The organism is Akkermansia sp. AE01SA01 (assembly GCF_036417395.1).
Classification (GTDB): Bacteria; Verrucomicrobiota; Verrucomicrobiia; order Verrucomicrobiales; family Akkermansiaceae; genus Akkermansia.
On sequence record NZ_CP143890.1, the window covers coordinates 2,616,415 to 2,642,313 of the forward strand.

The following is a 25,899-nucleotide window of genomic DNA, read 5'->3' on the forward strand; positions in this document are numbered from 1 at the left end:
CATATGGCTAAACAACGGAAAAACTCTCCCGGATTTGAAGAATCCATAGCCCGCCTGGAAGAAATCATCAGGCTGACGGAAGCCCCCGTCACAGAGCTGGAAGACATGATCGCCCTCGTGGAAGAAGGCAACAAGCTCATACGCCACTGCCGCAGCATTCTTCACAATGCGGAACTTCGCATCCAGACACTCAGCAACCCGGAAACCGCCCAGGAAGAACAGGACGGTGCGGAACCAGACGCTCCAAACGCCAATGAATTCTCCCTCACCTGAATTGCCGGAACTGCTGGGCAGCATACATAACCATGCGGACCTGATGCAGATCCCGGAGGCGGAGCTCCCCCGGCTGGCTGAAGAAATCCGCTCCACCCTGATCCAGTCCCTTGCCGTCACCGGCGGCCATCTGGGCCCCAACCTGGGAGTAGTGGAACTAAGCATCGCCCTCCACCGCGTCTTTGAAACGCCTCGGGACAAAATCATCTTTGACGTTTCCCACCAGGCCTATGTCCATAAAATGCTCACAGGCCGCGCAGAGCAAATTCATACCATCCGCCAGTACCAGGGCCTGTCCGGATTCGCGAAAATGTCGGAATCCCCTCATGATTCCTATGGGGCGGGCCACGCGGGCACGGCCCTCTCCGCGGCGCTGGGCATGTGCGCGGCTCGCGACCTCAAGGGGGAGGACTACCACGTGGTCGCCGTCGCCGGAGACGCAGCCTTCACCTGCGGCACTACACTGGAGGCTCTCAACAACATCAGCCAGACCACAAGGCGTTACATCACCATTCTGAATGACAACGAATGGGCCATCGACAAAAACGTGGGGGCCCTGGCCAAATACTTCAACTCCCTGCAGACCTCGGAAACTTTCTCCTGGCTGAGGGACAAGACCGCCTCCTTCATTGAAAAACTCGGTGGAACCCAGGCCAAGGAATTCGCATTCAAGCTGGAAGGTACCACCAAAAACCTCATCTTCCCCTCCCTGCTGTTCAACAAATTCGGTCTGCGCTACTTCGGCCCCCTGAATGGGCACGACATCCCCACGCTGATCCGCACGCTGAACTACATCAAGGACCTGAACGAGCCCGTCATCCTGCACATAGTCACCCAGAAAGGACTGGGCTACCAGCCCGCTCTGGACAATCCCACGAAATTCCACGGACTGGGCTCCTACTGCGTGCACGACGGGGAAACGCAGGGCACCCCAACCCCCACCTTCTCCCAAATCTTCGGCTCCACGCTGGTGGACATGGCGAAACAGGATGAATCCATCACGGCCATCACGGCGGCCATGGCCAGCGGGACCAAGCTGGACCTGTTCAAGGAAGCCTTCCCCAGGCGCTACTTTGACGTAGGCATAGCGGAAGAACACGGTGCCCTGTTCGCTTGCGGCCTGGCGGCGGAAGGCATGAAACCCTACGTAGCCATCTACTCCACCTTCATGCAACGCTGTGTGGACATGATCCAGCATGATGCGGCCCTTCAAAAACTCCCCGTGCGCTTCTGCATGGACAGGGCCGGACTCTCCCCCGACGACGGACCCACCCACCACGGCCTGTTTGACATCGCCATGATCCGCAGCATTCCGGACGTCGTCTTCATGCAGCCCAAGGATGAAGCGGAATTCGTCCACATGCTCCGCACCATGAACCACTACCAAAACGGCCCCACCGTCATCCGCTATCCCAGGGGATGCGGCTCCGGCGTACCCCTTCCCGCCACAGCGGAAATCCTGCCCATCGGCAAGGCGGAAGTGCTTCAAACAGGAAACGACGTCCTCCTCGTTTCCCTGGGCACCATGATCGGAATCGCCCGTGACACGGCCACGCTCCTGGAAGAACGAGGCTACAGCGTCACTCTGGTCAACGCCCGTTTCATCAAGCCGCTTGACGACGAATGCATCCGCCTCCACGCCTCCCGCAGCAAAGTGGTCTGCACCTTTGAAGACCACTCCATCCGCGGCGGATTCAACTCTGCTGTCCTGGAATCCCTGGAAGCCGGAGAAATCACCATTCCCGTGGAAGCCATCGCATGGCCGGACCAATTCATCGAACACGGCTCGGAATCCATTCTCAGAAAAAAATATGGACTCACGGCTGAAGCCGCGATACAAAAAATTATTCCTCATTTGACTCCCAATCCTCAATGAAAACCTTCATCCTTCTCATCACAGCCCTCACATTTGCCATACCCCACGCTTCCTCCCAACCGCCGGAAGCCGCTGCACAAACACCCGCCTGGGTTCAGAAATTCAACACCCTGCCGGAAGAAACCAGAAAACAATACATCGGAAAATTCCAGGAGGCCGAACGATTCTTTGCACAAAAAAGAACCTTGGAAAGCCTCTTCTCCCTCCTGGAACTGGAAAAAATCTTTGACGGTAACCCCGGATTGTACAACCTCCGCGGCGCCTGCTACATTGAAATCCGCAACATTGAAAAAGCGTTGGAAAACTTTGAAAAGGCGCTGAAACTGGACCCGGAAAACCTCACTGTCCAATTCAACCTGGCGGAAGCCCTCTACGTAAGCCACGACTATGCCAAGGCTCTGAAAGCCTTCACGGAACTCCTGCCTCATTTCAAAGACACGGACAAAAACGGCATTATCCCACTCCTTCAATTCAAGCGCTACATCTGTGCCCGTAAACTTGATAACCAGCCCCTTGCCAAAGAGCTGGAAAACCTCTACGGTCCCATGGACGACACCCCTTACTACTACTGCATCCAGGCAGTCATGAAATATCTGGGAGGCGACCAGAATGCAGCCCAGGAACAGGTACTCTCCGCCTTCCGCATCTACCAGGGAACCAGTGCCCTCCAAGCCTTTACGGACGCCATGACGGAGGCCGGCATCCTGCCCTCTCCCTACGGGCAAACCGTCCCGAACCAGCCTGAAAAAACAGGGCTGGAAAAATCCCGTTCATGAATGCGGACGCCACCGTACTCAAGCTCTACCCACTGGGGGAAAACGGCCTGATCGTCGTCTGGTGTTCCGGGGAAGGCATCATCAGAACGGCGGCCAAGGGAGCAAGAAAACAATCCAGCCCTTTTGCCGGACGGCTGGATATCTTTTACCAGTGCCGTATGCAGTGGACGCCGGCGAAAAAGGGCGACCTGCATACGCTGACCACCGTGGACCTCATTTCCCCGCGCCTTTCCCTCCGCACGGACTACTGCCGCCTCTCCGCGGCAGGTTACTTCGCGCGCCTGCTCCTCCAGATGCTGGAACCGGACACGCCCATTCCGGAATTCTACGACCTTTTACAAAGGGCATACACCTATTTGGAAAAAAACATGCCTTCCGTACGGGCCGTCCTCCACTTTGAACAGGAACTCGCGCGGCTGCACGGCATTTCCCACCCCGGAATTCCCGCACATGTCATTCTGAAATCCCACTTCGGCAAACTCCCTCCGCAACGGGAAAGACTGCTCAAGGAACTTGAACGGCAGAGCGATCAAATGAAATGAGACAACCTCTTTCCGGGCGCACCCCATGCCGTCCGGATATACGTCCGCTCCCACGCGCATATGGATTGTGCTGTTCGCGTGATTGACTTGTCTCCAGGCTTCGGGCAGAATAAAGCGCACGGTTTTACTGCATGAAAATCTTTGACAGATACATTGCCCGACAATTACTGGGGGTGACAGTCCTGGGGGTAATGTCCCTGAGCGCCCTGCTTCTGCTGGGAAACCTGTTCAAGGAACTGCGACCGCTTCTGGTGGAAAGCGGAGCCCCCTTCAGCATTGTCATGGAATTCATCTTCCAGGTAATTCCTTTCTCCCTGATGTTCTCCATCCCGTGGGGGTTCCTCACTGCGGTACTCCTGGTGTACGGGAGGCTGGCCTCTGACAACGAGCTCACCTCCATGCGCATGGCGGGCATGAGCCTGTGGCGTTTGAGCGCGCCCGCCATCGCCATCGGCATTGCCCTTTCCGGCCTCTGCTACTGGATCAACATAGACCTGGCGCCCCGCGCCAAGCAGGCTATCTCCGAACTGCTGATCAAGGCGGCCTCCATCAACCCGGAGGGGCTGCTCCGTGAAGGACAGGCTATCACCAAATTCGACGACCAGGAAATCTACATTGACAAGCATATACCGGAGGAAAAGCTCATCTATGGCATGCATATCTACCAAAAAGCCTCGGACAAATCCCCGGCTGTAGCTCTGCACGCGGAACGCGTTACCTACCACTTTTCCCCGGAAAAAAAGATATTTGAACTTCATCTGTTCAATACGCTCGTCACCACGCAGGAAAAAAACGGAATTTCCAGAAGCGTGGTCGTGGATGAAATGCCCAGGAGCATCAGCACGGACAGGCATTCCGGCCGCCGCATCAAGGCCAACCGATTCACCAACGAGGAAATCAGGGAGGCCCTGAACACCCCTGGATACCTGAATGAAAATCAAACGCGGGAATTCGCCACGGAACTGCCCAGGCGCGCCTCCTTCTCCCTAGCCTGCATCGTCTTTGCCCTCATCGGAGTGCCCCTGGCCATCAACACCCGGCGGAAAGACACTTCCACGGGATTTGCCATGGGTATCCTGATCGCCTCCCTCTACTTTGTGGCGCTCATCTTCGCGGACCTGTCCCGCAAAAGCGGAACCGTGCTGCCCTATATCCTGCTGTGGCTTCCCAACGTCATCACGATAGCTGTTGCCCTCTACCTTCACAATAAGGCCAGGCACAAGGGGTAAGGTTCCTGAGGAGCCGTCTTCCGTTGGCGCGGAATTGTCTTTAACTGCCCGGAACGTTTCCGTATCATGGCGTGCATGCAGCACGTCCCCACCATTGCAATCGTAGGCAGGCCCAATGTCGGGAAATCCGCCATATTCAACAGAATGGCGGGCAGGCGCATCGCCATCGTGCATGATGAACCCGGCGTCACCCGCGACCGCATCAGCGCACCCTGCAAAATCACGGACCATGCCTGCAAGCTTATGGACACGGGCGGCATCGGGGCCCGGCTGGGCGACGGCTTTGCGGAACAGGTAGCCGCTGAGGCGGACATAGCCATGAAAACGGCGGACCTGATCCTCTTCGTGCTGGACAGCCGGGACCACCTCACCCCCATTGACCAAAGCATCGCGGACCATCTCCGCAAATCGGAAGTTCCGGTCATGCTGTTGCTCAACAAGGCCGACCACGAAAAACAGGACCTCAACCTGGGGGAATTCTCCGGACTCGGATTTAACGACTACATCTTCCTCTCCGCCGCTCATGGCCGTGGCTTCTCGGAACTGGCCTCCAAACTGGACTCCTTTCTCAAGCAGGCAGGGGCCCCCCTGAAAGAAGCAATGGAGGAAACTCTGGCAGAAGACACGGAAACGGCCCCCCCCATCAAGGTAGCTGTCGTAGGCCGCCCCAATGCGGGCAAATCCTCACTGGTCAACGCCATCCTCCAGGACAGGCGCACCATCGTCTCAGACGTAGCGGGAACCACCCGCGACGCCATTGACATCCCCTACCTGCATGACGGGCAGCCCTACGTTCTGATTGACACGGCCGGAATGCGCCCGCGTTCCCGGCGGGACACCTCCGTGGAAGTCTTCTCCGCCATGCGCAGTGAAAAAGCCATCCGCCGGGCGGACATCTGCCTGCTGGTCATTGACATCGCGGCGGGCATCACGCAGCAGGACCGCCGCATCGCCGGCATCATCGCGGAAGAAGGAAAACCCTGCATCATCATCGTCAACAAATTCGACCTCTTCCACCCGAACGCCCCGCGCAAGGATCGCATGGTGGAAGTGGAGGAACAAGTGCGCAGGGAGCTCTTCTTCATCAACTACGCGCCGTTCATCACCACCTCCGCGAAAAAATCGGAAGGTATTGAAATCATCTTCAAGGTCATCACGCGCATCCGTCGGGAATCCACCGCGCTACCCACCACGGGACAGCTCAACCGCCTCATCCAGCTTGCCCAGCAGATGAACCCGCCCGGTACCTCCAGTGGCTCTGCCAAGCGGCTTAAAATCTACTATGTCACCACGGCCGTGGACCCCAAATACAGCACCATTCCGGTACCGCGCTACGTCCTCTTCGTCAATGACAAAAACCTGCTTACGGACAGCTATTCCCAATACTTGCGCAACAAAATCCGGGAAAACTACCCGGCCCCCGGCATTCCGGTCATCTTCTCCGCCCGTTCACGCGTGCGTAACGACTAACCTTTCCCCCTCTCCGGCATGCTTTCCGTCAGGAACCTCAGCGCCTCCTTTCACACCAGGGCGGGCATCGTCAGGGCGGTAAGAAACGTATCCTTTGATGTAGCGCCAGGGGAAACGCTCGGCATCGTGGGGGAATCCGGTTCCGGAAAATCTGTCACCTGCTACTCCATGATGGGGCTTATTCCCATGCCTCCGGGCCGCATTGAAAGCGGTTCCGCCATGCTGGACGGAACGGACCTGCTCCAATGTTCGGAAAAAGAACTTCGCTTCATCCGGGGCAGGCGCATCTCCATGATCTTCCAAGACCCCATGACCTCCCTCAATCCGTATCTGACCGTCGGGGAACAAATTGCGGAACCGCTCGTCATCCATGAAGGAATAAACAAAAAGGAAGCGTTGGCCAGAGCCCTGGAACAGCTCTCCCTTGTCGGCATACCGGACCCGGAGCAGCGCATGAACGCCTACCCGCACCAATTCTCCGGAGGTATGCGGCAGCGCGTCATGATCGCCATGGCCCTGATCACCAAGCCGGAAATCCTCATCGCGGACGAACCAACCACCGCACTGGACGTCACCGTTCAGAAACAGGTGCTGGACCTGATCAAAAAACTACAGCAGGACATGGGAACCGCCGTCATCCTCATCACGCACGACCTGGGAGTGGTGCGCCAGTATGCGGACCGCATCAACGTCATGTACGCGGGCAGCATCGTGGAAAGCGCCTCCTCCGGGGAACTCCTGGAACATCCCCGGCACGCCTATACAAAAGCTCTGATGAAATCCATCCCCGGCCAACACGCCAAGGGGGCCCCCCTTTACACCATTCCCGGCCTGCCTCCCAACATGACGCACCCCCCCTCCGGATGCACCTTCCGCCCCAGAAACACCTTGGGCAAACCGGAACTATGCCTGAAAGACCGGGAACCGGAACTGGCGGAAATATCCCCCGGCCACTGGGTACAAAACTGCCCGGGCTGCCTGGCCGGAAATTAAAATTCTGGAACAATTGAAGAGTTTATAGAGAATTTTAGAGATTATGGGGAATTCCCATCCTACCCCTATCACCCCTATCACCCCTATCACCCCTATCACCCCTATCACCCCTATCACCCCTATCACCCCTATCACCCCTATCACCCCTATCACCCCTATCCCTCACCGCCCTTCTCATCCGGCTCATCCTTTCCCTCATCCCTCCTTCTCTGAGAAACTTCCCTTCCAAAAACTCAAGCTGCCTCATTAACAAAAACTTGGCCTGAAAAATCAGGCAAATCGCCATATTGGCTATCACTTCCGGTGGCCGCGTCCGGGCCAGATTCAGAAAATAATCCCGTCCCGCGGTCTTGTCCGCCCCTTTTTTCCTGACAAACTGCGCTTCCCGGGAATCCTTCTCCCATAAGAGCAACTTTCTTACCCTCAAAAAATCTTCATAATCCACCAGCAATTCATCCAGACTGGCTCTGGCGACATTTATCAACTTGATCTCCATCTCCAGAGATGTCAGCCCCGCCTCCTTGCCTTCTGCAATATTCTGCTTCCCTGAGCGGGCGGCTTGAACCATCTGATCTACTGTCCTGTCGCGGCACGACAAATATGTTTTGCAAAAATAATACGTCAAATCATAAATCTGTTCCGCTTTCTGGTAGGAAAGAAGAGAGCGGTAATCACCGGACGGACGCAGCAGAGAGGCCATAGGCCCCTATCTTAAAATCGAGAACACAAATACTCAATATTTTTATAAAAATTCCCAACATGCACACCGTCCACCAATACATGATTGGCCTGAACGGCCACGGACATCATCAATCTGCCGGAAGCATCGGGTTCCATCTTTCCCCAGTGAATCAGAGGCAGGTACTGCCCCCGGAAAGACCTGTAGGCGCTGGCTACCTGCGTAAACGGCATCCATGGAAGACAACTGAACACGGCAATATCCGTCCGGTGGCAGGGATTCGCACGGGCGGGTTCACCCTTGGCCGCCTGAATCAACGGAAGGGCATGTTCCAGAAAAACGGACAGACTGTCCCGGTACTCCACAACAATCTGGGAAAACTCCCCGTCGGCGGCCAGAACCGGAACCAGGGCATCCACGGACTCATACTCCCACACGTCCCCATCCTCCACCCTCTGCCGAAACTGGGGCACCTCATTCAGTGCCTTCAGCAGCACAAACATGCACACGGCGAAAAAGGACAGCCCATTCTCCCTAGCATAACGGTACAGCGCATCCACCCTGACGGGAAACGTAATGGAAAACATCGGGCAGTCAAAAGTCTGGAAATACTCGTAATGTGACTTTCTAGGCCATGAATCTACGTCAATCTTCTTTTTCATACCGTCTTTGTGAAGGAAAAGGCCCATGCTGATTTTTGCCTCTCTTCTCCGTCAGCAATATGGTGAAAAGCACGGACAATGTCCAGAACATCAACCATGCCTACGAGCTCAAAAACGACTCCCCCATCAGGCTGTCCAATGGCAACACACCGGAAAAATCACCCCTAACCATGCCGCCGCCGGCAACGCGCCGCTCACCCCGGCATCGTGAAAACGCCTGCATCCCAGGGAAAAATAAAACCATAAAATAATCGGCAGCCCACAAACGGCAGCGTCTCAAACCACCTGGGAATTATAAGAAAGAAAACCACCAAGCCGGGGCAAAACTCCTGTGGAAAACCGATACGCTCAGGCAGTCTCCTTATGGGAGGAACATGTGAACAAAATATCGTCAAGCGTCAGGAACGGAACCAGCAATATAACAGCTTTCTCCACTTTCCCGACGGCTCGTTCTACCAACATCCGGCCTTTCAAAAGGCTTTAAATCACTTGAATTGTCCAATGCACCCACAATGCTTTCCCGACACTCCGCCCTCTCTAACCCATCAACTCCGGAGACAGCGGCCCATAGCGGACTTCCCGGACCGGAAAATCCAGAACTGAAGGGCCGTGCGACTCGCCGTCGGAAGTACGGTAATAGTACCGTTTCATTCATTCCCTCCTCCTTTCAGGATGGAACCAACCGTGCCTCACATCTCCGGACGCGGGCCGTACCTGTTTTCCCCCTCCATACCGCGGAACATTCCCAGCAGCGCAACAATCCAGGTCAGGGACAAAACGATGATGACTAAGGAGACCACGACTGAAACGACAGCCACAAATGCAAGTGCTGGGGAAATGCCCGGATAATGCATCATTCCGGTCCTGGGGATCAATATCCCCGCATGTTCCAGCAGCCACGTTATCAGCCAATTACCTGCATAAGACACGACGGGCAGCGCAAAGACCCAGTACCCGGGCAGCGATAAATCATGCAATCTTCTCCAGCAGAGGGAAAAAGATTGAATGACGACCAGCAGACATAACAAAACACCAATGGTCCCTCCGGTGAAAAAGACAACGGACTCGCTCACCTTCCCCGGAAACAGGAACGCCAGCATCAATCCGCTCAATAGCGGCGCGGCCACGAATGCCAGACAATCCGCCAGCGTCATGGACAGGAAAACATGCATGCATTCCTGCTGCGAAGCCCGGCCTTCAAGCACGAATGCCATTTTCCAGGACCGACGGTAATAATACCACAACCGTTTCCAGCGCGACATCCGGGCAAGCTCTTCCGGCGTTACGGACATGACATCCAAGGGCCAGCCGACGGAAGTATTCCCTTGAACGACCTCCGCGAGAGAAATCCACTCGCCACTGTTTTCAGAGCGGACCATTAGAGAATCCGGCAGGCCACCCCACTTCACTTCACGGACCAGAAAATCCAACTCTGCAGGACCGTGCAATTCGCCGTCGGAAGTATGGTAATAATATTTCATTTCCACAGGCATGAAAATACCATACTTATCTGGAAAACAACTATCAATAACTTTTCTTCCAACATCTGCGTCCGGCCCGGACGCCTCTATTCTCCGGGAACAGTGACTTCATAAGACTCTGTCCAATCTTTCAGATTGGAGGAAGCTTCCACTTTCAGGGAAATCCCGACGGCCTCCTCATTGACCGGCCACGTCATCAGAAGGCGGTTATCCTTCTCAGAAATACTGACCGGACTGCCGGCCGGCTTCAGGGGATCCATTCCCGTAACATACTTCAACAGGTTGGGCACTCCGTCACCTGCGGCAGACTGTCCGGGTCCGGTCTGGGAATTGGAGGGGTCCCTGCCGATGATCTTGTCCTTCTTCCACTCATTCCACGTCAACTTCCCGCCTCTCTGTTCCACAAGAACATCTCTGGATGCCAAGAAGGAAGAAACGGTCAAGGCCGCGGTACGCGTGGAAACTCCGCCGTTGGCCTGCGCTGAAATGGAAATGGTTCCATTCCCATCCGTTCCCTCCACGGACTCAATGACCAGCCAATCGGCATTCTTTGTAGCCGTCCACCCAGCATCGCACGGAACGCACAGGGAGACTCCTCTTCCAGGGGAAAAGAAAAATGCAGCGTTATGCTGCGGGCAGACACACTTCCACTTGCTCCGTTAATCTTCAAACTGCGGCCAAACCCGCGGCTGCTCATGTCCACGATCTCCGCATCTCCGGCAGGAGCAGCAAAGAAACCATAATGTCCATCCAGGCTGGATATAGCCGTCGCGGGAAAGCTGTCAAACGTCTCTCCCACCGCTGTAGAATTGATCCAATCATCCCCCGGCGCAGCGGAAGCGACGGTCCCCGTAAATGCCAGCCAGCAGTACATGGTCGCCAGAACGGCAATCGCCAGCCACAGACGGCACCCAAGACATCCCCTGTTCCGGAAAGGGGTAAAATCTGTTGGAAGAACCATATTAAAAATATGGTCCAGTTACTTTTGCCTCAAAGCAAGACACTTCCCCTGCCGCTTTAAAAGCGGCCAGTCCTCTGGCCCACCCGTTGAAAAAACTACCGTTCGCCCGCTGAAAGCAAATCCGTCACGGAAGCCCTCTTCATGCGCCAGGCAGGCGCTAGGCAGGCCAATGTGGAAAGGGTCAGCACCAGAAGCACGGCATACCCCAGATGCGCCCAGGGCATCGTGATGGGAGGCGTAACAATGCCGAAGTGATAACCGTACTCCAGAATCTGGATGGAACACCAGGCCGCCAAAACGCCCAGCACCAGACTCATGATGATGGCACACAGGGAAATCATCAGCGTCTCCGCCCAAAGCATGCGCATCACCATCCCTCCCGGCACGCCGACTGCCCTCATCAGTCCGAATTCCCTCCGGCGGGATTGAACAGAGGCCAGCACGGTATTCAAAACCGCCAGCACGGCAATCACCATCATGATGATCGGAAGCTGACTCATGGTAAAAATCACGCTGTCCCCGCGGCTGGTGACGCTGCCGCCCAGGCTCTCCCGGGTCAGAGCCTTCACCAGCGGCTTCACGCCTTCCTCCCCTCCCGCCCGCTCGCGGGCCTTCATCAGGGCGAACTCGCCCAAATCATCCTGAAGCGCCACATTAGTCACGCCGGGAGCCGTATCCCCCCAGATAAACTGGAACCCCTGGTGGCCGTAATCCTCCTTGAGCCAGCGTTCATCCGCAATAGCCAGGGCGGCCACAAAACCGCCGCGGCGCACGCGCATGCCGCTGGTCTTGGTCAGCCAGTGCCAGCCGGGGAAGGAGACAATGCCGGCCACCTTCCAGGGTTCCCCCTTCATAGGGGCGGAAAAAGCGCCAACCCGCGCCCCGCGCAAACCGCCCTCAGACGCATTCCCCGGGTGGTTCCCCCGGGATGAAGGATTCACCAGCATCAAATCATCCCCCGCCTTCAAGCCTACCGTCCGTGCGAACGTATCCGGAATCAGCAGGGAACGGGTGGACTTCAGCATGGCATAGGCCTCTTCCGGATTGCCGGAGACAAACACGGGCTGGAACAGGGGATCTTTCCCCTCCGCCATCTTCTCCACGGGAATTCCCGCCAGCACCACGGAACGGTTGCGCATGCCGGAAAAGCCGGGGCTCTTCATCTGTTCCGGGGAAATATCCGGTTCATCCACGTAAATGGGATACATCCGGGCATTCTTCAGGCTGGGCCGCGCCATCAACTCAGGTACGTCTCCCGGCCGGAACTCCGTGTGCAGGAAGGAAACCAGCGTTCCGGGCGTGGAAGAATCCGGAGAAAAAGGAACCAGCATGGAATATCCCCAGGTCTGCACGGCCACAAACAGGGAAAGCCCCACGGACATGGACACCGCCGTTCCCACGGAACGGCTGAGATTGCGGCTGAGCTGGACCCGCAGGAACGCATGGGGCACGCGCAGAAGAAGCCCCGTCAGCCACGCCCCGGCCCATTCCGTCGCGCGGACGAAAGCGGGGGCAAGAAACAGGGCGCCGACAACCAGGCCGGGATACCCCAGCCAGACGAACATCCATTTACGTGTCTCCACCTCCAGTCCCGGAAGAAGCAGGGCGGCGGGCTGGAGCGCCACGCACGCAAGGCCCGCTAGGACGGACCACGCGGGAACACGGCTCACCTTCCCCATGAATCCGGCGGAAGGAACGGCCGCCTCCAGCGGAGACTGGCGGGAAGCGCGCCAGGCGGGAATCACGGAGGCCAGCAAAGCCCCGCCTACGGCGCACGCGGCCGCGACCAGTGCCGTCGTCCAGGTCAGGGAAGGCAGCGTGGAGGAACCTTCCTCCAGCAGGTACACCAGGCAGAACCCGGCGGCCAGGCCGCCCAGCAGGGCCGGAATGCACAGGAACAGGCCTTCCCCCACAATCAGCAGGGCAATCTGCATGCGGCTCATGCCGAGGGCGCGCAACAGGGCCAGCCTGCGCGTGCGTTCGCTGACGCCGATACTCAAGGTGGTGAAAATAATAAAAACGCAGGAAAAAAGGACAAGCCAGACGGACATTTCCGCACTATCCTTCTGCTGACGCACGGAACGGTCACTGGAAAGCCGCTGGATGATGGAATCCGTATCCGCCACGGCAGCGGAAGCCCTGGACAGCTTCTCCCGGAAACTCTCCACAAACTCCTTCTTGTCCACCCCCTCCTTCAGGCGCACATAAATCAGATTGGGAACAAAAGGCCGCCCCGTGATCTTCTCACACACGCTTGCCGGAACGAACAGGGAGGAAAAAGCGGGACCGCCCCCCATGCCGCCCGGCCCCATGATGACGCCGGGCGTTGCCTTTGCCTGCTTCACGATGCCGACGACCTTCACATCGTACACATGCGCACCCACGCGCACACTCATGACAGTACCTATGCCTGCGCGGAAATACCTGGCGCTTCCGCTTCCCAGCACCCCCTCCATGGCGGTGGAAGCCGCCATGTCGGGCCAGACGCCTTCCTCCAGGTCGTAAGGACATTCTGCGGCCAGGTTCCCCACCAGGATGGGACTTTGGGGCGGAATGCCCATGCGGTCGCGCGTCTGCTCGTCAAAACTGCCGCGTTCATTCGCACAACCGATCTGCAGGCGCGGAACCTGGCAGGCGGCGTTGACGGACTCCACCAGCGGAGAGGCCGCCAGGCGCGCGGCCAGTTCCGGATCGGCAAACCGGGGCTGCCCCCCGGGAGGCAACGGTCCCCTGGGCGCTTCCGGCACCAGGCAAAGGTCGTAATTGCCCATGTAGGCCTCGGCATCGTTGTCGAACTCCTTGACCAGCGTATCATAGCTCCCCATCATCCAGACGATGAGGCTGACGGAAACGAGAATGGCAAACACGCTGACGGCCACGCGCCCCCGGTTGGTCAGCAAATCCCGCCAGATCAGTTTGGGCAGCGGCGTCATAAGGCGTCGTTCAGCGTGCGTTCATAAAAGGAGGAAAGTTCCACGGGACCGGGAAACTCCGCTGTGGACCTGTCGTCCACAATGCGGCCGTCCTTGAGTATGATCACGCGGTCCGCCCACATAGCCACATCCGGCGCGTGCGTCACCAGCACGAAAGCGCAGCCCTGCGTGCGGTGCAAATCCTGGAACAAATCGCCCATGAGGCGGGTGTTTTCGGAATCCAGATTACCCGTAGGCTCATCCGCCAGCACCAGAGCGGGTTCGGAAATCAGGGCGCGGGCAATCGCCACGCGCTGCTGCTCCCCGCCGCTGAGGGTATCCGGCATGGCATGACGGCGGTGGGACAGCCCCACCTTCTCAATCATGGCGTCCAGTGCGGCGGCGGAAACCCTGCGTCCTCCCGCCAGGGAAGGCAGCAGGATATTCTCTTCCACGCTCAGGGTGCCCACCAGGTTGAACATCTGGAAAATGAACCCTACGCGGTCCCTCCGGTACACCGTCAGGGCGGCATCGGACATGGAGCCGATATCCCGGCCATCTACCACCACGGAACCTTCATCCGGAGAAAGCAACCCTCCCAGGACATTCAACAGGGTACTCTTGCCGGAACCGCTCGCGCCCATGACGGCTACGAACTCTCCCTGGGGAACAGTCAGGCTGATATCTTTCAGTACCGTTACCTCCCCGGTGCCGGATTTGAAACTTCGCTTGAGGCGGCTGACGGAAATAACGGGGGAACTCATGGCGGGAATAGAGGGTTAAAATGTGGTCTTCAGGCCTACTTCAAACGTGCGGGGATCGCCCACGGTGCACTGAACGGCGTGGCGGGTGGACTGCACGTACTTCTTGTCGAAAATATTGTACACGGCCAGCCTCAGCGTAGCATCCTTCAGCCATTTGGTCTCCGGCAGGGGAATCTCCACGGTGAAATCAAACACGCTGTAGGAAGGAATCGTGTAATTATCCGCGATCTTCTCGCCTCGGAACGTGGCGTAATAGGAATCCTTGCAACGGTAGCCCAGCCCCAGAACAGTGCCGTTCAGCAGGCCGCCGTCAATGCGGTACTTCTGCCAGATGGCCAGCGCATTGGGCGCGATGGTGGGATACACCTCCCCGGTGGTCCGGTTCTTGGTGCGCGTGTAGGTATAGGAAAGATAGGAACTCCAATTCTTGGTAATTTCCCCGGTCAGGGAAAGTTCCACGCCTTCCGCCCTTTTGGAGCCGTCCGCATAATACCTGTCAAGGGAGCCTGGCAAAGTCACGGGAGTATTGTTCTGGATAATATCAAACCAGGAGGCGGAAAACCAAACCTTGTCCACCGGGCTGACGCGGAAGCCGAACTCCATCTGGTCCGTCCTCCAGGAATTGGTCAGCTCCCTGTTATTCTCATCCTTGTAGCCAAAGTTGGGTGCGGAAGTGCGGGCGGCGTTGGCGAACAGGGCCACACGCTCCCCGATCATGCGGGTGATGCCGAAGCGGGGACTCCAGGCAAATGCGTAATTATTGTCCATGCTGAAATGAGCGTCGCCGCGCACCCCGGCCAGGAAGCGCCATTCTCCGTAGGACAACACGTCCTGCAACAGAAATCCCGCGCGCTGGATGACGGAATCGTCCGAATTGAGGCCGGAATAATCCCGGGGGGAGGGAACCACGGGAGCCGGATCATACAGGGAAAAATAATCGTTCGTATTATTCATGGACGAGCCGTCCCCGTACACGCTGCGTCCCGTATAGGACACGCCCATGAGCGCCTCATGCGCCACCTGGCCGGTCTTGAACTCCGCCAGGGCGTTGGAATAAAAATTCCAGTTGATATTCTGCGTGTCGCTCCAGGAAGCCTCATACTTGGCCTTGCCATCCGCAATCATCTGGTTGTAATACTCCTGCGTGGTCATGCCGCCCCCGCGGCCGGGAGAGGAGGAAACGCCCCAGATATTATAATCAACGTCGCTGTAGCCCAGGCCGCCGCCGATGCGGACCGTCCAAACCTTTTCCAGCTTGCGTTCAAAATCCAGCATTGCCAGCAGGGACTTGGAATTGAGGCGGCCGCTCGGTGAACCGTACCAGGCGTCGTAAGGACCCACAAAATGACCGGCCAGAACGGGAATGCCCATATAGGTGGGCGAATTCTGATACTGGAAGCTGGTCGTCAGCACTGTCTTGGTGCGGGAATCGTGCTGCCAGCGGAAAATGGGGGAAACCGTATACTTCTGGCCGCCGTTGGCACCGCCGTTCAGCCAGAACGGGCGGTCGTATTCGGCGGCGGCCACCGTGCGCAGGGCGAAACCGTCCGTTTCGTCGCCCCGGTAGCGGGTATCGTCAATGGTCATGCGGTACTTCTGGCCGTGGTGGGAAAAACGGGCATAAGCCGTCAGTTCCGTCCTGTCCACAAACTCCGGCGTCTTCAAAACCAGATTGATGGAGCCGCCCGCCCCGTAGGGTCCCAGCGTGCTGGACTGGCCGCCGGCTATGGAACCGATGGGGCCCTTGACGATTTCAATATTCTCGACCAGGGACGTATCCATGCCGTACCCCATGCCGCGCGGAAGAGGCATGTTGCCTATCTGTACGTCACTCCCCGCAAAACCGCGGATGGTGTACTGGTCCGCTGTTCGGGACATCAGCATGTCCCCGCCCGTATTGACGGAGGAATCCATGCGCAGGGCCTCCACCAGGGAATCGGTCCCCTTGGACTCCATCAGATCCCGCGTAATCACGTTTACCGTCTGCGGGACCTCTTCCGTTTTCATGTTCGTAAGCGTGGCCGTGCTCACCGTCTCCGCCCGCAGGGACTTGGAACGGATGGTCATGACCCGTTCCGGCATTTCCTGAACGTCCTCTTCCGCTGCCGGTTTGTCCACGGCGGCATAGGCTGACGGCCCCAGGACAAGAAGGCTCCCGATGGCGGCGGCGCGGTGCAAACCGCGCCCGTGGCGGCGATAACGGCGGTTATTCATGGCAGGTAAACGCATGCGGCAAGTATAAAACGGAAAGCCGTTCCGTCCATGCCCGTTTGTTAACAATTTAATAACAGCCGTCTTTCATCCCGGCAAACCCGTGGCGTATCATGCACGGAAAAATCTCCGGAAAAACCTACAGTCCCAGAGCCTGCGCCCTGCTCTCTCCGGCTTTCTTCAGCCATTCCGCCAGAGACTTCTTATCCCCGTCCGCCAGAAACTTCCGCACGTCGCCCAACTGGGCCAGCGCCGCATCCAGCCGTTCCAGAACGGCCGGGGAATTCTCCGTCAGAATCTCCGCCCACATGGACGGTTCCCCCATGGAAACGCGGGTGGTGTCGCGGAAGCCGCCGGCGGACACCAGCCCCAGCAGCTCCACATCACCTCCGTCCAGCGCACTGTGAACGCATAGTGCGGAAAGAGCGTGCGGAATATGGGAAATGCGGGCCACGGTGGAATCATGAACCGCCGCCTGCATCCTGATGCAGTGGCAGCCTGCGCGCTCCCAAAACCTCTGGAGCAGAAGAAGAACATCCTCATGCACGTGCTCGTCATTCGTCAAAATGCAGGTAGCCCCCTGGAACAACTCCGCGGAAGCATGCTCCATGCCCTGCTTCTCGGAACCGGCCATGGGATGGGAACCGATAAACGCCACTCCGGCCCGCGTCAGCGCAACCCCCACGGACTGGTGCACGCATCCCTTCACGGAACCCACGTCAGTCACGACGGCGCCCGGCTTCAAGGCCGGCAGCATGGCGGCCACAATATCCGGCATTACCCCTACGGGAGTAGCCAGCACAACAAGATCCGCCCCCTGCACTACTTCCTCCACCCGGGTGGAAACAGCACGCGCCGCACCGATGGAAAGAGCGTATTCCAGCGGTTCCGGCCTCCTGCCCCACAGGCGCACATGGACATGGGGCATCCGCGCCCTCACCGCCAGCGCCAAGGAGCCCCCCAGCAAGCCGGGCCCCGCAATGGCTACGGAAGAAAAGGAAGGCTGTTTCTTGGAGGCGTCTTTCATGGTCTTGCGGGCGGAAACATCAACGCCCCGGAACACGGAACATGTCCAGGGCGCGGCCGGCATCATTCCGCCGTTGCATCAGGGCACGCGGAACTTCTTGACCTCGTTAGGGAAATTGGTATCCCGCAGGACGGTTCCGGAAGGATAGGGCTTATTCGTGCTCCTGTTCAGAATCTTGATCTTCTTGGTGCGGTCATACGGGCTGACCACCACGGTGGGATCGCCCGTAGGCCAGGCGACGGGAATGGAAGAATTGGCGGCGGGCTCCACAGGTTTGGGCGAGGCAATTCCGGTGACGGGAGGATTGCCCACTGGATTCGGAACCGTGGGACTGGGAACGACAGGCTGGGAAGAAGCGTTATTATTTCCCCCGCCCAGAAGACGGTTGATGGTTCCTTCCTCGGTCCGGGCCGGATCGGGATTGAATCCGGAATTCTGCACGGACGACGGATCCAGAGAATTTCCTCCCTGGACTTCGTTCAGCAGACTGTCGCTCTGGTCTCCGAGGACACTCGGTCCGGACGGATAGACATTCCCCGTAGGATAAATGCCGATGGGCCGTTCATTAATGCGCTCCGTCTCGCAGGAAGGCAAAAGGACTGCGCCTGCGGCAAAAAGCATGCCAATCGTCTGGGAAGTGTTCATATAATCTCTCTTCAGGTTATATATTTCAAAGCCATCCTACGACCCCCCACCTTCTTGTCAACCATAAAGCCCGTTTGCCGAAACACTTCATGACAAGGGAATTCTTGAGTTTAGGGAACAGCCCTTTTCTCGCCGCCCCGCTTTATTCCGCTGACTTCCCGGAAAAACCGTCTTTTCGGGAAGAAAGTCTTCCAAGCCTCCCCCTCCCCTTTTCAACCCCTCCAAGGCCCTTTAATTCCCGTTTAAAATATATCTTGCGAAACGCGCGAACCAGCTCTTCTGCCAGAAAAAAGCCGTAGCGTTCTTCTCCGAAGCAGGAAACACCGGAATACCGTCCAGATAGCATTCCTGCGGAACATATCAAGCCAACCGGCGCCCCACGCTTCCGTCATAATCGGATTGTCCTGCGTTTCACAGAAAATCGCCGGAACAGGCCGTTGTCCTTCTTTCATCTTCGCCGGAACGGAACAGCCACCCGGCATAAAAGTATCCGAAATAGACGGCAACACCCGGACGGATATCCTCTCAAAAAACAACATCCGCGCTCCGATAGCGGCAACTTCCACGCAATCACTGCAATTCCACTGGGGTGTTTCATCTTTTCAAAAATGAAACACTCCATGCCCGGAGTTCACGGAACAATCCCGTCCCCGTTCGGAATTCCCTGCCTTCGGGACACTTCCGAACAGCATTACGGCTGCACGCTGACAGACGGGAGCCTCCAGCAAGTCATAAAAAAACTATTCCTGGATGCCTGATAATTTCAGGGAAACGCCTGCCCGGCGCCAAGGATGCAATAGACAGATTATCCTTCCCTACCCCCCGTGATCTGCTACAATCCGCCCCACATGGATGACGTACAGACATCTAAGAAAAAAAACCCCTCAAAAAAGGAATGGAGAGGTTTTTATTCCCTGATTCTCATACAAGCCCAGAACGCCTTCAATGAAAAGGCGGCCCAATTCCTGCTGATCCCGCTGGGCGTCTGGCTGGCCGCGAACAACATCGCATACGGACCGGACTCCTGGGTCAACTCCCTCCAGTATATCCTGGGCTGCATCTTTGTACTGCCGTACATCCTGTTCTCTCCATTTGTCGGATGGCTGGCGGACTGCTTCTGCAAGGCGCGTATCATCCAATTCATGTCCTTCCTGCAAATCCTGGTGCTGGGGGCCATGTTCCTGTGCTTCAGGTATGAAAACATAGAAATGGCCGTCTTTTGGTTCTGCATCTTTTCCGTCCAGGCAACCATTCTGAGTCCCGCGAAAAAAGGAGTGGTCAAGGACATGGTGGGATCCCGGCAGCTCGGGTACGCCTCCGGGCTGATGGAAATGAGCCTCATCCTGTCCATGCTTGCCGCACAGATCGGCATCTTCGTCTGGTTCGACATTCTTCAGGTATCTTCCAACGACGGCTGGGAAGCGGCGGCCTTCCCCACCATGATTCTCACCTTCATTGCCATTCCCGTGGCGGTGGCCGCCCTGTTCCTGCCCCGGTATCCTTCCAAGCAAACGCGGAAATTTGAATGGAAGCTCTTCTACGAACACTTCGTCCAGCTCAAATACCTGTGGAGCCAGCGGGACTTGAGGCTCAGTGAAATCGGCATCTCCTACTTCTGGTTCCTGGCCGGGGCGCTGATGCTCATCTCCCTGCAGATCGCCCAGGAACATCCCATCGGCGACGCCGGATTCAGCATGTCTGCCGCCATCCTGATGGCATGGCTCAGCGGCGGCACCGTGGTCGGGGGTGTCATCGCCTCCGTCATCTGCCGCAAAAAAATCGAGCTGGGGCTGATCCCTCTGGGCGCCATCGGTTTTACCGTTGGCTGCATCGCCATGTCCTTCTTCGCGCCAGGTTCCCTCGCCAGCAACATCGGCTTCGGCATCACGGGCGCCTTTGCGGCGGCCTATCTGGTGCCCCTGAACGCCCATCTCCAGGACAACTGTGATCCGTCCAACCGGAGCACAGTCATCGCCGCCGGCAACCTGATGGACTGCATCATGGGGCTGGTGGCCGTGGGATTCCAGCTCATGCTGAGGAACATCTTCTCCGTCCAGAACCAATTCTGGGTGCTGGCCGTGCTGGGCGTGGTCATCACGATCGTGGCGTTCCGGCTTATCCCTCGCGAATTCATCCGCATGATGGGCCTCTGGATCATGCGGATCGTGTACCGTTCACGCATCATCCACCAGGACCGCATTCCGGAAGACGGAGGGGCCATCATCGTTGCCAACCACGTTACCTACGGGGACGCCCTCTTCCTCTCCCTCATCTGTCCGCGCCCCATCCGTTTCATTGTGGCGGAGGAATTCGTGGCTATCCGCTGGCTCGGCTGGATACTGGAACTGTTCAACTGCCTTCCCATCTCCTCCCGGAACCCCCGTGAATCCCTCTCCAAGGCCATCCAGGCCCTCAAGGCCGGGGAAGTCATCTGCATCTTCCCGGAAGGGCAGCTCACGCGCACGGGCACCCTGTGCGCCGCACGGAGGGGACTGGAAATGCTCGCTAAAAAATCCAGCTGCCCGATCATTCCCATTTATATGGACGAGCTGTGGGGCAGCATCTTCTCCTACTCCGGCAACCGCTTCTTCTCCAAGGCCCCCCTCCACGTTCCCTACCGCTTCACGGCGGCCGTCGGCGAGCCTATCGCGCCGGATGCGGTTAATCCGCCGATGGTAATCAATACGCTGCGGGAACTCTCATCCACCTGTCTGGAAATCGCCGCCAGCATCGGGAGGGACGCCATTCTGAACCACCTGGAGCATATCGGCCACAAGCCCCTTGTCACGGTCAAAAACACGCGGCTTACCGGCTACGAGATAGCCGAATGCCTGATGAACGACACTGTGGAAGCTGAAAACCCGGAACTCCGGAAATGGCTGGCGACCCTTCTGGACTGTTCCCGCTCCCAGAGCCGCCTGTGCGACTTCTGGATGAACGCCCAGCAGCTTGAACGAGTGAACGCGCTCCAGCCCAGGGAACTCCTGCTCACCAGCGTGGGACATGAAGAAGTCCATGAAACGGTGGCCGCCGTCCTGTGGCCCATCCTCACCGGCACCCCCGTTTACCTGATCGGGGACGGGGACCACAGCATGCCGGAAGGGATCAGGCAGATAGCGGGTGCCGACTTCCTGCGCCGCAGGCTCTACAGCCTGGTTCCGGAAACGCGCACGCCCCTGTACGACTTCAGTGGCTCCGGTGACCTCGTCCTGCCCAACATCGGCTGGCGCCCCTGCTTTGCTACAGACCGCGGCATCATTCTGGCCATGTCCATGAAAAGAAGCGTCTTCAAGCTGGATGACGGCACCGTCCAGCTTGGCATGCGCGCCCGGACGCGGGGACGCCTTCTGCCGGGCTTCTATCTGAACCCGCCTTTTTCCACCATCATTGCAGGAGCCACCTTGTCCACGCCCTACTCCCTGCCTCCCAACCTGTACCTGGACGAATCAGGCTTCCTTGCGGAACTCCAGTCTTCCAACCATGAATAGCAACTCATCCCATCCCCGCCTCCCCTTCCCGCAGTACGTAATGACCCTGGCGCATGCCGCGGCTCTGCGGTCGGAAGATCCGTACCGCAAGGTGGGAGCCGCCGCCCTGGATGCGGATAACCGCGTCATCGGCACCGCCTACAACGGGCTCTACCCCGGATTCAAGGCGGAAGACTCCTTCTGGGCCAGCCGGGACGAACGCCAGAAATACATGCTCCATGCGGAAATCAACCTGTGCAGCCTGTTCCGCCGCGGAGAGGCCAGGGTTGTGGCATGCACCACAATGCCCTGCACCTCCTGCATGCAGGCCCTGTGCGCCCACGGCGTAAAAACCATCTACTACTGCGAGCCCTACGACAAATCGGAGGCTCCCGCCATCGCCTCCCTGTACGGTGTGGAACTAATCCAGGTCACGGACTATCCTCTCAGCGCGCACTTCCCCCTGGTTCTGGACTGCTAAAACATACATAAACCGCTAATTCTGAGAGAGATCCAAAATCCACCCTCCCATGGGCTGGGGTTCACCCTGGACCTTCGGATCAAGATGAGGGCCGAACTCCGTACACGTTCCGGAAACGATGCTGCCGCTGTTGCATTCGGCATCGTCAAAAACAATCAGAACGTCTCTCATGGTGCAGTACGTATCGCCATCCGCACCAGACTTGATATCGAGAATCGCGGAATGGCGGTCAGGACGGACAGCATACGCATAAACTCCCTTGTACTCAAACATGTTCCCCATCCGGGTAATATTCACATCCCGTCCTGTGAATCGAAGGCTGAATAAAGCCGTTCCTTCCTCCACCAGAACAGCCGTACGCCCGCTCAGGGAAGACCCCCCGTCATCTCCTGAGCGGCCTGATCCGCCGCCGCACCCGCCCAGGGTTCCTATCAGTGCTATGGAAAACAAAAAGGAAAACAGAGGAAAAACTTTCATCGGCGGAAACATGAACAATTACAAATATTAAGTCAAGCAAAGTAAGCCATTTCCTCATTTTTCCAACATTTTTATCATAAAAAAGGCCGCCTGTCGAAACAGGCGGCCTCCCAAAACAGACACCGGAATCATCCGATCCAGTTCCAGGTAATGGGAATCTCAATATCCGGGTGCAGGCTGTGCTTGACGGGACAGCTCAACGCGGCCTGTTCCAGCATCTTCCTGTCCGGGTGATCAGCGGGCAGCGGAACGTTGATGGTCACTTCCAGTTTTCCAATGCGGCGGGGGTCCGCATTCATGTGCTTGCTCACTTCCACCGTCATCCCCTCCAGCTTGATGCCCTTCCGCGCAGCGACAATGCCCATGATGGTGCTCATGCAGCCGGCAAGGGCCGCACCCACCAGGTCCGTGGGAGAAAAGGACTCTCCTTTCCCATTGTTGTCAACAGGAGCATCCGTGGAAAACCGCGCACCGGACGGTTCATGCATCATGGAGCAGCGGAGGCCGCCTTCGTACGTTGTAATAGTTTTTACCATGACCGTATTTTATACAAGGTTCTCGGCCATGCAACACACAAACATTGAATCCGGCATTTCTTTATGTTACCCGAATTTCCCATGAAAAGCTTCTTCAATGCGGCCATCCTCTCACTGGGGCTGCTGTCGGGCATTATTTCCACGGGAACGGCACAGAACTTCGACGCCATGAGCTTCGGGGGTGCCGGAGACTTCGGCACGCCCCAGGCGTCAGGCACGGCCAGAGCCACGGTGGAATCCTACGCTGCGAAACCCTTTGTGGTAGTCACGGAACTGGCCCTCCCGGACCACTGGCACGTGTATTACAAAAATCCGGGCTCCGTAGGCATGCCGTTGGAAGCTTCCATGAAGGAAACGCCCGGATTCCGCATTGAAGGTCCCTTCTGGCAGATTCCGGAACTGGGCAAGGGAATCGTGGACTTCTACGGCTACAGCGGCAAGGCGAAAATGGCCTTCCGCATTACCCCGGAAAACAATGCCCCGGAACAGGCATCATTCACCACCACCATGACCTGGCAAATGTGCGCGGAACAATGCGCCGCTCCAGAAACCAGGGATTTCACCGTCACCCTGAAACGCGGAGAAGGCCGGCCCTCCCCGGAGGCCGCCTCCCTGGTCCGGGGCCTTGTAGGACTTTCCACTCCGGCCTGGGCACAAGGCATGCAGTCCCGCATCTCCCAGGACGGAAAAACCGTCGTCCTTCATCTGAAAACTTCCGGGACTCCCCTTCCGGACGCTCCCGCCTACTTCTTCTGCGACCAGGGGGAAATCAACCCGACCGTTCCCCAGACTCTCAAAAAACTGGATGACTCCACTTATGAGCTGTCCATGCAATTCAATGATACTACGGACGGCCTTTACCCCAACAACCTGCCTCAAGCGGACAAGGACAAGCCTCTCTCAAGCCTTTCCGGCATCCTCCGCATAGGCGATGAGGGGGTCAGCATCACGGCGTCCAATGCCCCCTTCTCCGCCGCGGGACAGGAATCCGCCGCAGCGGCCTCCCCCGAATCTTCCGTTCCCGCCCCCCCCGTAATGGGTCTGGCGGAAATCATGTTCTTCATGTTCCTCGGCGGCATCATCCTGAACGTCATGCCGTGCGTCTTCCCGGTCATCGGGCTCAAAATCATGAGCTTTGTCCAACTGGGCGGCGGGGAAAGAAAAAAAGTGCTGGCCCATTCCCTCACCTTCGTACTCGGCATCATGATCTCCTTCTGGATCATCACCGCCATCCTGATCGCCCTGAAAGCGAACATGTTCGACTGGTCCTCCCCCGCCGGCCCCGGAATATTCAGCGGCGACTTCTGGCTGGGCCGCGGCGCGGAAGGAATCGTCAACTGGGCATTCTGGTTTGAAAACCCGTGGGTGAACTTCTGCCTGCTGGGGCTGATGCTGGCCCTGGGACTGAGCATGTTCGGCGTCTTTGAAATAGGTGTCAAAGCCACGACAATGGGCGGCGAACTCCAGCATAAAAAAGGCTATGCCGGCTCTTTCTGGTCCGGCGCTTTGGCCACCGTCATTTCCACCCCCTGCAGTGCCCCGTTCCTGGGGCAGGCCATCGGTGCGGCCATGCTCCAGCCCCCGCTGGGCATTGTGCTCTGCCTGACCATGATGGGCCTCGGCATGTCCCTCCCCTACATCGTGCTTGGAGCCTTCCCCGTCCTGACCAAATACCTGCCCAAACCCGGAGCATGGATGGAATCCTTCAAACAGGCCATGTCCTTCCTCATCTTCGGCACCGCCGCATACTTCCTCTGGATTTACATGGCCTTCTTTGATGCGGACAACCACCCGCAGGACATCCTCTTCCTCTTCTTCGGCCTCGTGCTCTTCTCCATGGCCTTCTGGATCTATGGCAGATGGTGCCCCATCTACCGCAGCCGGAAATCACGCATCACGGGGGGCATCTTCGCCATCCTGTTCCTTCTTGCCGGCCTCTTCTACATGCTGCCGCCGGAAAGCTCCGCCTGGTTCGACCGTGAATTGGAGGCGGGAGCGGCGGCTCCAGCAGACAACAAAAACGCCAGCCATGCGGAAGAAGGCGTGTGGGCCCCCTGGAGCCCGGAAGCCATGCAGGCTGCCCTGGGTCAGGGAAAAGCCGTTTACGTGGACTTTACGGCCCGCTGGTGCTCCACCTGCCAGGTAAACAAGGCCTCCTACACGGATGAAGTGCTGGCCGCGTTCAAAAAATACGGCATCGTCATGATGAAGGCGGACAAAACACGGACGAATCCCGTCATTGACCGGGAACTCAAAAACCTGGGCCGCACGGCTGTTCCCGTAAACGCGCTGTACCTGCCGGGGAAAAAACCGGTCGTCACCAGAGAACTCCTGTCTCCCTCCTACCTGCTTGAATTCCTGGAAACGGAAATGAAGCGCTGAGGCGCCCGCTTCGGAGGTCTTTACGCGGAACACATGAACAAGGAATTCTCAACGG

Annotated in this window: 21 protein-coding genes; 10 read left to right on the top strand and 11 right to left on the bottom strand. The window is 57.7% G+C overall.

The window, feature by feature from the left end; translation table 11 throughout:
* Positions 1–3 precede the first annotated feature (3 nt).
* From xseB to V3C19_RS10665, 7 genes are all read left to right on the top strand, one after another.
* Entirely contained in the window at positions 4–273 is a 270-nt protein-coding gene (gene xseB / locus V3C19_RS10635) for an exodeoxyribonuclease VII small subunit (protein ID WP_130083176.1), read from the top strand.
* Entirely contained in the window at positions 254–2,149 is a 1,896-nt protein-coding gene (dxs, locus tag V3C19_RS10640) for a 1-deoxy-D-xylulose-5-phosphate synthase (RefSeq protein WP_295934742.1), read from the top strand. Before xseB ends, dxs begins: the two co-directional genes overlap by 20 nt.
* Complete coding sequence (locus tag V3C19_RS10645; protein WP_130083178.1) at positions 2,146–2,925, top strand: tetratricopeptide repeat protein; 780 nt, start codon at positions 2,146–2,148, stop codon at positions 2,923–2,925. The genes dxs and V3C19_RS10645 overlap by 4 nt, the downstream gene beginning before the upstream one ends.
* Complete coding sequence (locus tag V3C19_RS10650; RefSeq protein WP_130083179.1) at positions 2,922–3,467, top strand: recombination protein O N-terminal domain-containing protein; 546 nt, start codon at positions 2,922–2,924, stop codon at positions 3,465–3,467. The genes V3C19_RS10645 and V3C19_RS10650 overlap by 4 nt, the downstream gene beginning before the upstream one ends.
* Positions 3,468–3,598: 131 nt before the next feature.
* Positions 3,599–4,696: an LptF/LptG family permease gene (locus V3C19_RS10655; RefSeq protein ID WP_130083180.1), complete on the top strand. Its 1,098-nt coding sequence runs from the start codon at positions 3,599–3,601 to the stop codon at positions 4,694–4,696.
* Positions 4,697–4,771: 75 nt separating this feature from the next.
* On the top strand, positions 4,772–6,166 hold the full coding sequence (der, locus tag V3C19_RS10660; RefSeq protein ID WP_130083181.1) for a ribosome biogenesis GTPase Der: 1,395 nt from the start codon (positions 4,772–4,774) through the stop codon (positions 6,164–6,166).
* A gap of 18 nt (positions 6,167–6,184) precedes the next feature.
* A complete protein-coding gene (locus V3C19_RS10665) occupies positions 6,185–7,159 on the top strand; it encodes an ABC transporter ATP-binding protein (protein ID WP_302389471.1) in 975 nt (324 codons plus the stop codon).
* 34 nt (positions 7,160–7,193) lie between these two features.
* On the opposite strand, the gene V3C19_RS10670 is transcribed toward V3C19_RS10665, so the two are convergent.
* From V3C19_RS10670 to V3C19_RS10710, 9 genes are all read right to left on the bottom strand, one after another.
* Positions 7,194–7,859: a four helix bundle suffix domain-containing protein gene (locus tag V3C19_RS10670; protein WP_330937089.1), complete on the bottom strand. Its 666-nt coding sequence runs from the start codon at positions 7,857–7,859 to the stop codon at positions 7,194–7,196.
* An 11-nt stretch (positions 7,860–7,870) separates the two neighbouring features.
* Positions 7,871–8,500: a CatA-like O-acetyltransferase gene (locus tag V3C19_RS10675; protein WP_161981216.1), complete on the bottom strand. Its 630-nt coding sequence runs from the start codon at positions 8,498–8,500 to the stop codon at positions 7,871–7,873.
* Between the two features lie 689 nt (positions 8,501–9,189).
* On the bottom strand, positions 9,190–9,981 hold the full coding sequence (locus V3C19_RS10680; protein WP_161981217.1) for a DUF805 domain-containing protein: 792 nt from the start codon (positions 9,979–9,981) through the stop codon (positions 9,190–9,192).
* An 86-nt stretch (positions 9,982–10,067) separates the two neighbouring features.
* On the bottom strand, positions 10,068–10,568 hold the full coding sequence (locus V3C19_RS10685) for a BACON domain-containing protein (RefSeq protein ID WP_130083187.1): 501 nt from the start codon (positions 10,566–10,568) through the stop codon (positions 10,068–10,070).
* 469 nt (positions 10,569–11,037) lie between these two features.
* Positions 11,038–13,875 (bottom strand): FtsX family ABC transporter permease, encoded by a 2,838-nt coding sequence (locus V3C19_RS10690; protein ID WP_295875632.1) that lies wholly within the window; start codon positions 13,873–13,875, stop codon positions 11,038–11,040.
* The gene (locus V3C19_RS10695; RefSeq protein ID WP_295934754.1) at positions 13,872–14,618 is read right to left on the bottom strand and encodes an ABC transporter ATP-binding protein; all 747 of its coding nucleotides are present in this window, start codon (positions 14,616–14,618) and stop codon (positions 13,872–13,874) included. The genes V3C19_RS10690 and V3C19_RS10695 overlap by 4 nt, the downstream gene beginning before the upstream one ends.
* 15 nt (positions 14,619–14,633) lie before the next feature.
* Positions 14,634–16,847 carry a TonB-dependent receptor gene (locus V3C19_RS10700; protein ID WP_330937090.1) on the bottom strand — a complete coding sequence of 738 codons (2,214 nt, stop codon included), beginning with the start codon at positions 16,845–16,847 and terminating at the stop codon, positions 14,634–14,636.
* Between the two features lie 121 nt (positions 16,848–16,968).
* Positions 16,969–17,922 carry a prephenate dehydrogenase/arogenate dehydrogenase family protein gene (locus V3C19_RS10705; RefSeq protein WP_330937091.1) on the bottom strand — a complete coding sequence of 318 codons (954 nt, stop codon included), beginning with the start codon at positions 17,920–17,922 and terminating at the stop codon, positions 16,969–16,971.
* Between the two features lie 12 nt (positions 17,923–17,934).
* Entirely contained in the window at positions 17,935–18,501 is a 567-nt protein-coding gene (locus V3C19_RS10710) for a hypothetical protein (protein ID WP_295934758.1), read from the bottom strand.
* An 824-nt stretch (positions 18,502–19,325) separates the two neighbouring features.
* On the opposite strand from V3C19_RS10710, the gene V3C19_RS10715 reads away from it, so the two are divergent.
* Entirely contained in the window at positions 19,326–21,989 is a 2,664-nt protein-coding gene (locus tag V3C19_RS10715) for an MFS transporter (protein WP_302389004.1), read from the top strand.
* Positions 21,982–22,449, top strand: a complete 468-nt coding sequence (locus V3C19_RS10720; protein WP_130083195.1) for a deoxycytidylate deaminase — start codon at positions 21,982–21,984, stop codon at positions 22,447–22,449. Before V3C19_RS10715 ends, V3C19_RS10720 begins: the two co-directional genes overlap by 8 nt.
* Before the next feature lie 15 nt (positions 22,450–22,464).
* Here the strand turns inward: V3C19_RS10720 and V3C19_RS10725 are convergent, their stop codons facing one another.
* Positions 22,465–22,926 carry a hypothetical protein gene (locus tag V3C19_RS10725; RefSeq protein WP_130083196.1) on the bottom strand — a complete coding sequence of 154 codons (462 nt, stop codon included), beginning with the start codon at positions 22,924–22,926 and terminating at the stop codon, positions 22,465–22,467.
* A gap of 128 nt (positions 22,927–23,054) precedes the next feature.
* A complete protein-coding gene (locus tag V3C19_RS10730) occupies positions 23,055–23,462 on the bottom strand; it encodes an OsmC family protein (RefSeq protein ID WP_130083197.1) in 408 nt (135 codons plus the stop codon).
* A 63-nt stretch (positions 23,463–23,525) separates the two neighbouring features.
* Between V3C19_RS10730 and V3C19_RS10735 the strand changes: the two genes are divergently transcribed.
* On the top strand, positions 23,526–25,844 hold the full coding sequence (locus V3C19_RS10735; protein ID WP_130083198.1) for a thioredoxin family protein: 2,319 nt from the start codon (positions 23,526–23,528) through the stop codon (positions 25,842–25,844).
* Positions 25,845–25,899 lie beyond the last annotated feature (55 nt).

What these genes read in the sequence shown, in the direction of transcription:
- V3C19_RS10650 (WP_130083179.1), top strand. Translation starts at nt 2,922, where the DNA reads ATGAATGCGGACGCCACCGTACTCAAGCTCTACCCACTGGGGGAAAAC.
- V3C19_RS10725 (WP_130083196.1), bottom strand. Translation starts at nt 22,926, where the DNA reads ATGAAAGTTTTTCCTCTGTTTTCCTTTTTGTTTTCCATAGCACTGATA.
- V3C19_RS10690 (WP_295875632.1), bottom strand. Translation starts at nt 13,875, where the DNA reads ATGACGCCGCTGCCCAAACTGATCTGGCGGGATTTGCTGACCAACCGG.
- V3C19_RS10735 (WP_130083198.1), top strand. Translation starts at nt 23,526, where the DNA reads ATGTTACCCGAATTTCCCATGAAAAGCTTCTTCAATGCGGCCATCCTC.
- V3C19_RS10730 (WP_130083197.1), bottom strand. Translation starts at nt 23,462, where the DNA reads ATGGTAAAAACTATTACAACGTACGAAGGCGGCCTCCGCTGCTCCATG.
- V3C19_RS10705 (WP_330937091.1), bottom strand. Translation starts at nt 17,922, where the DNA reads ATGATGCCGGCCGCGCCCTGGACATGTTCCGTGTTCCGGGGCGTTGAT.
- xseB (WP_130083176.1), top strand. Translation starts at nt 4, where the DNA reads ATGGCTAAACAACGGAAAAACTCTCCCGGATTTGAAGAATCCATAGCC.
- dxs (WP_295934742.1), top strand. Translation starts at nt 254, where the DNA reads ATGAATTCTCCCTCACCTGAATTGCCGGAACTGCTGGGCAGCATACAT.
- V3C19_RS10720 (WP_130083195.1), top strand. Translation starts at nt 21,982, where the DNA reads ATGAATAGCAACTCATCCCATCCCCGCCTCCCCTTCCCGCAGTACGTA.
- V3C19_RS10670 (WP_330937089.1), bottom strand. Translation starts at nt 7,859, where the DNA reads ATGGCCTCTCTGCTGCGTCCGTCCGGTGATTACCGCTCTCTTCTTTCC.
- V3C19_RS10680 (WP_161981217.1), bottom strand. Translation starts at nt 9,981, where the DNA reads ATGAAATATTATTACCATACTTCCGACGGCGAATTGCACGGTCCTGCA.
- V3C19_RS10645 (WP_130083178.1), top strand. Translation starts at nt 2,146, where the DNA reads ATGAAAACCTTCATCCTTCTCATCACAGCCCTCACATTTGCCATACCC.
- V3C19_RS10710 (WP_295934758.1), bottom strand. Translation starts at nt 18,501, where the DNA reads ATGAACACTTCCCAGACGATTGGCATGCTTTTTGCCGCAGGCGCAGTC.
- V3C19_RS10695 (WP_295934754.1), bottom strand. Translation starts at nt 14,618, where the DNA reads ATGAGTTCCCCCGTTATTTCCGTCAGCCGCCTCAAGCGAAGTTTCAAA.
- V3C19_RS10655 (WP_130083180.1), top strand. Translation starts at nt 3,599, where the DNA reads ATGAAAATCTTTGACAGATACATTGCCCGACAATTACTGGGGGTGACA.
- V3C19_RS10700 (WP_330937090.1), bottom strand. Translation starts at nt 16,847, where the DNA reads ATGCGTTTACCTGCCATGAATAACCGCCGTTATCGCCGCCACGGGCGC.
- der (WP_130083181.1), top strand. Translation starts at nt 4,772, where the DNA reads ATGCAGCACGTCCCCACCATTGCAATCGTAGGCAGGCCCAATGTCGGG.
- V3C19_RS10665 (WP_302389471.1), top strand. Translation starts at nt 6,185, where the DNA reads ATGCTTTCCGTCAGGAACCTCAGCGCCTCCTTTCACACCAGGGCGGGC.
- V3C19_RS10675 (WP_161981216.1), bottom strand. Translation starts at nt 8,500, where the DNA reads ATGAAAAAGAAGATTGACGTAGATTCATGGCCTAGAAAGTCACATTAC.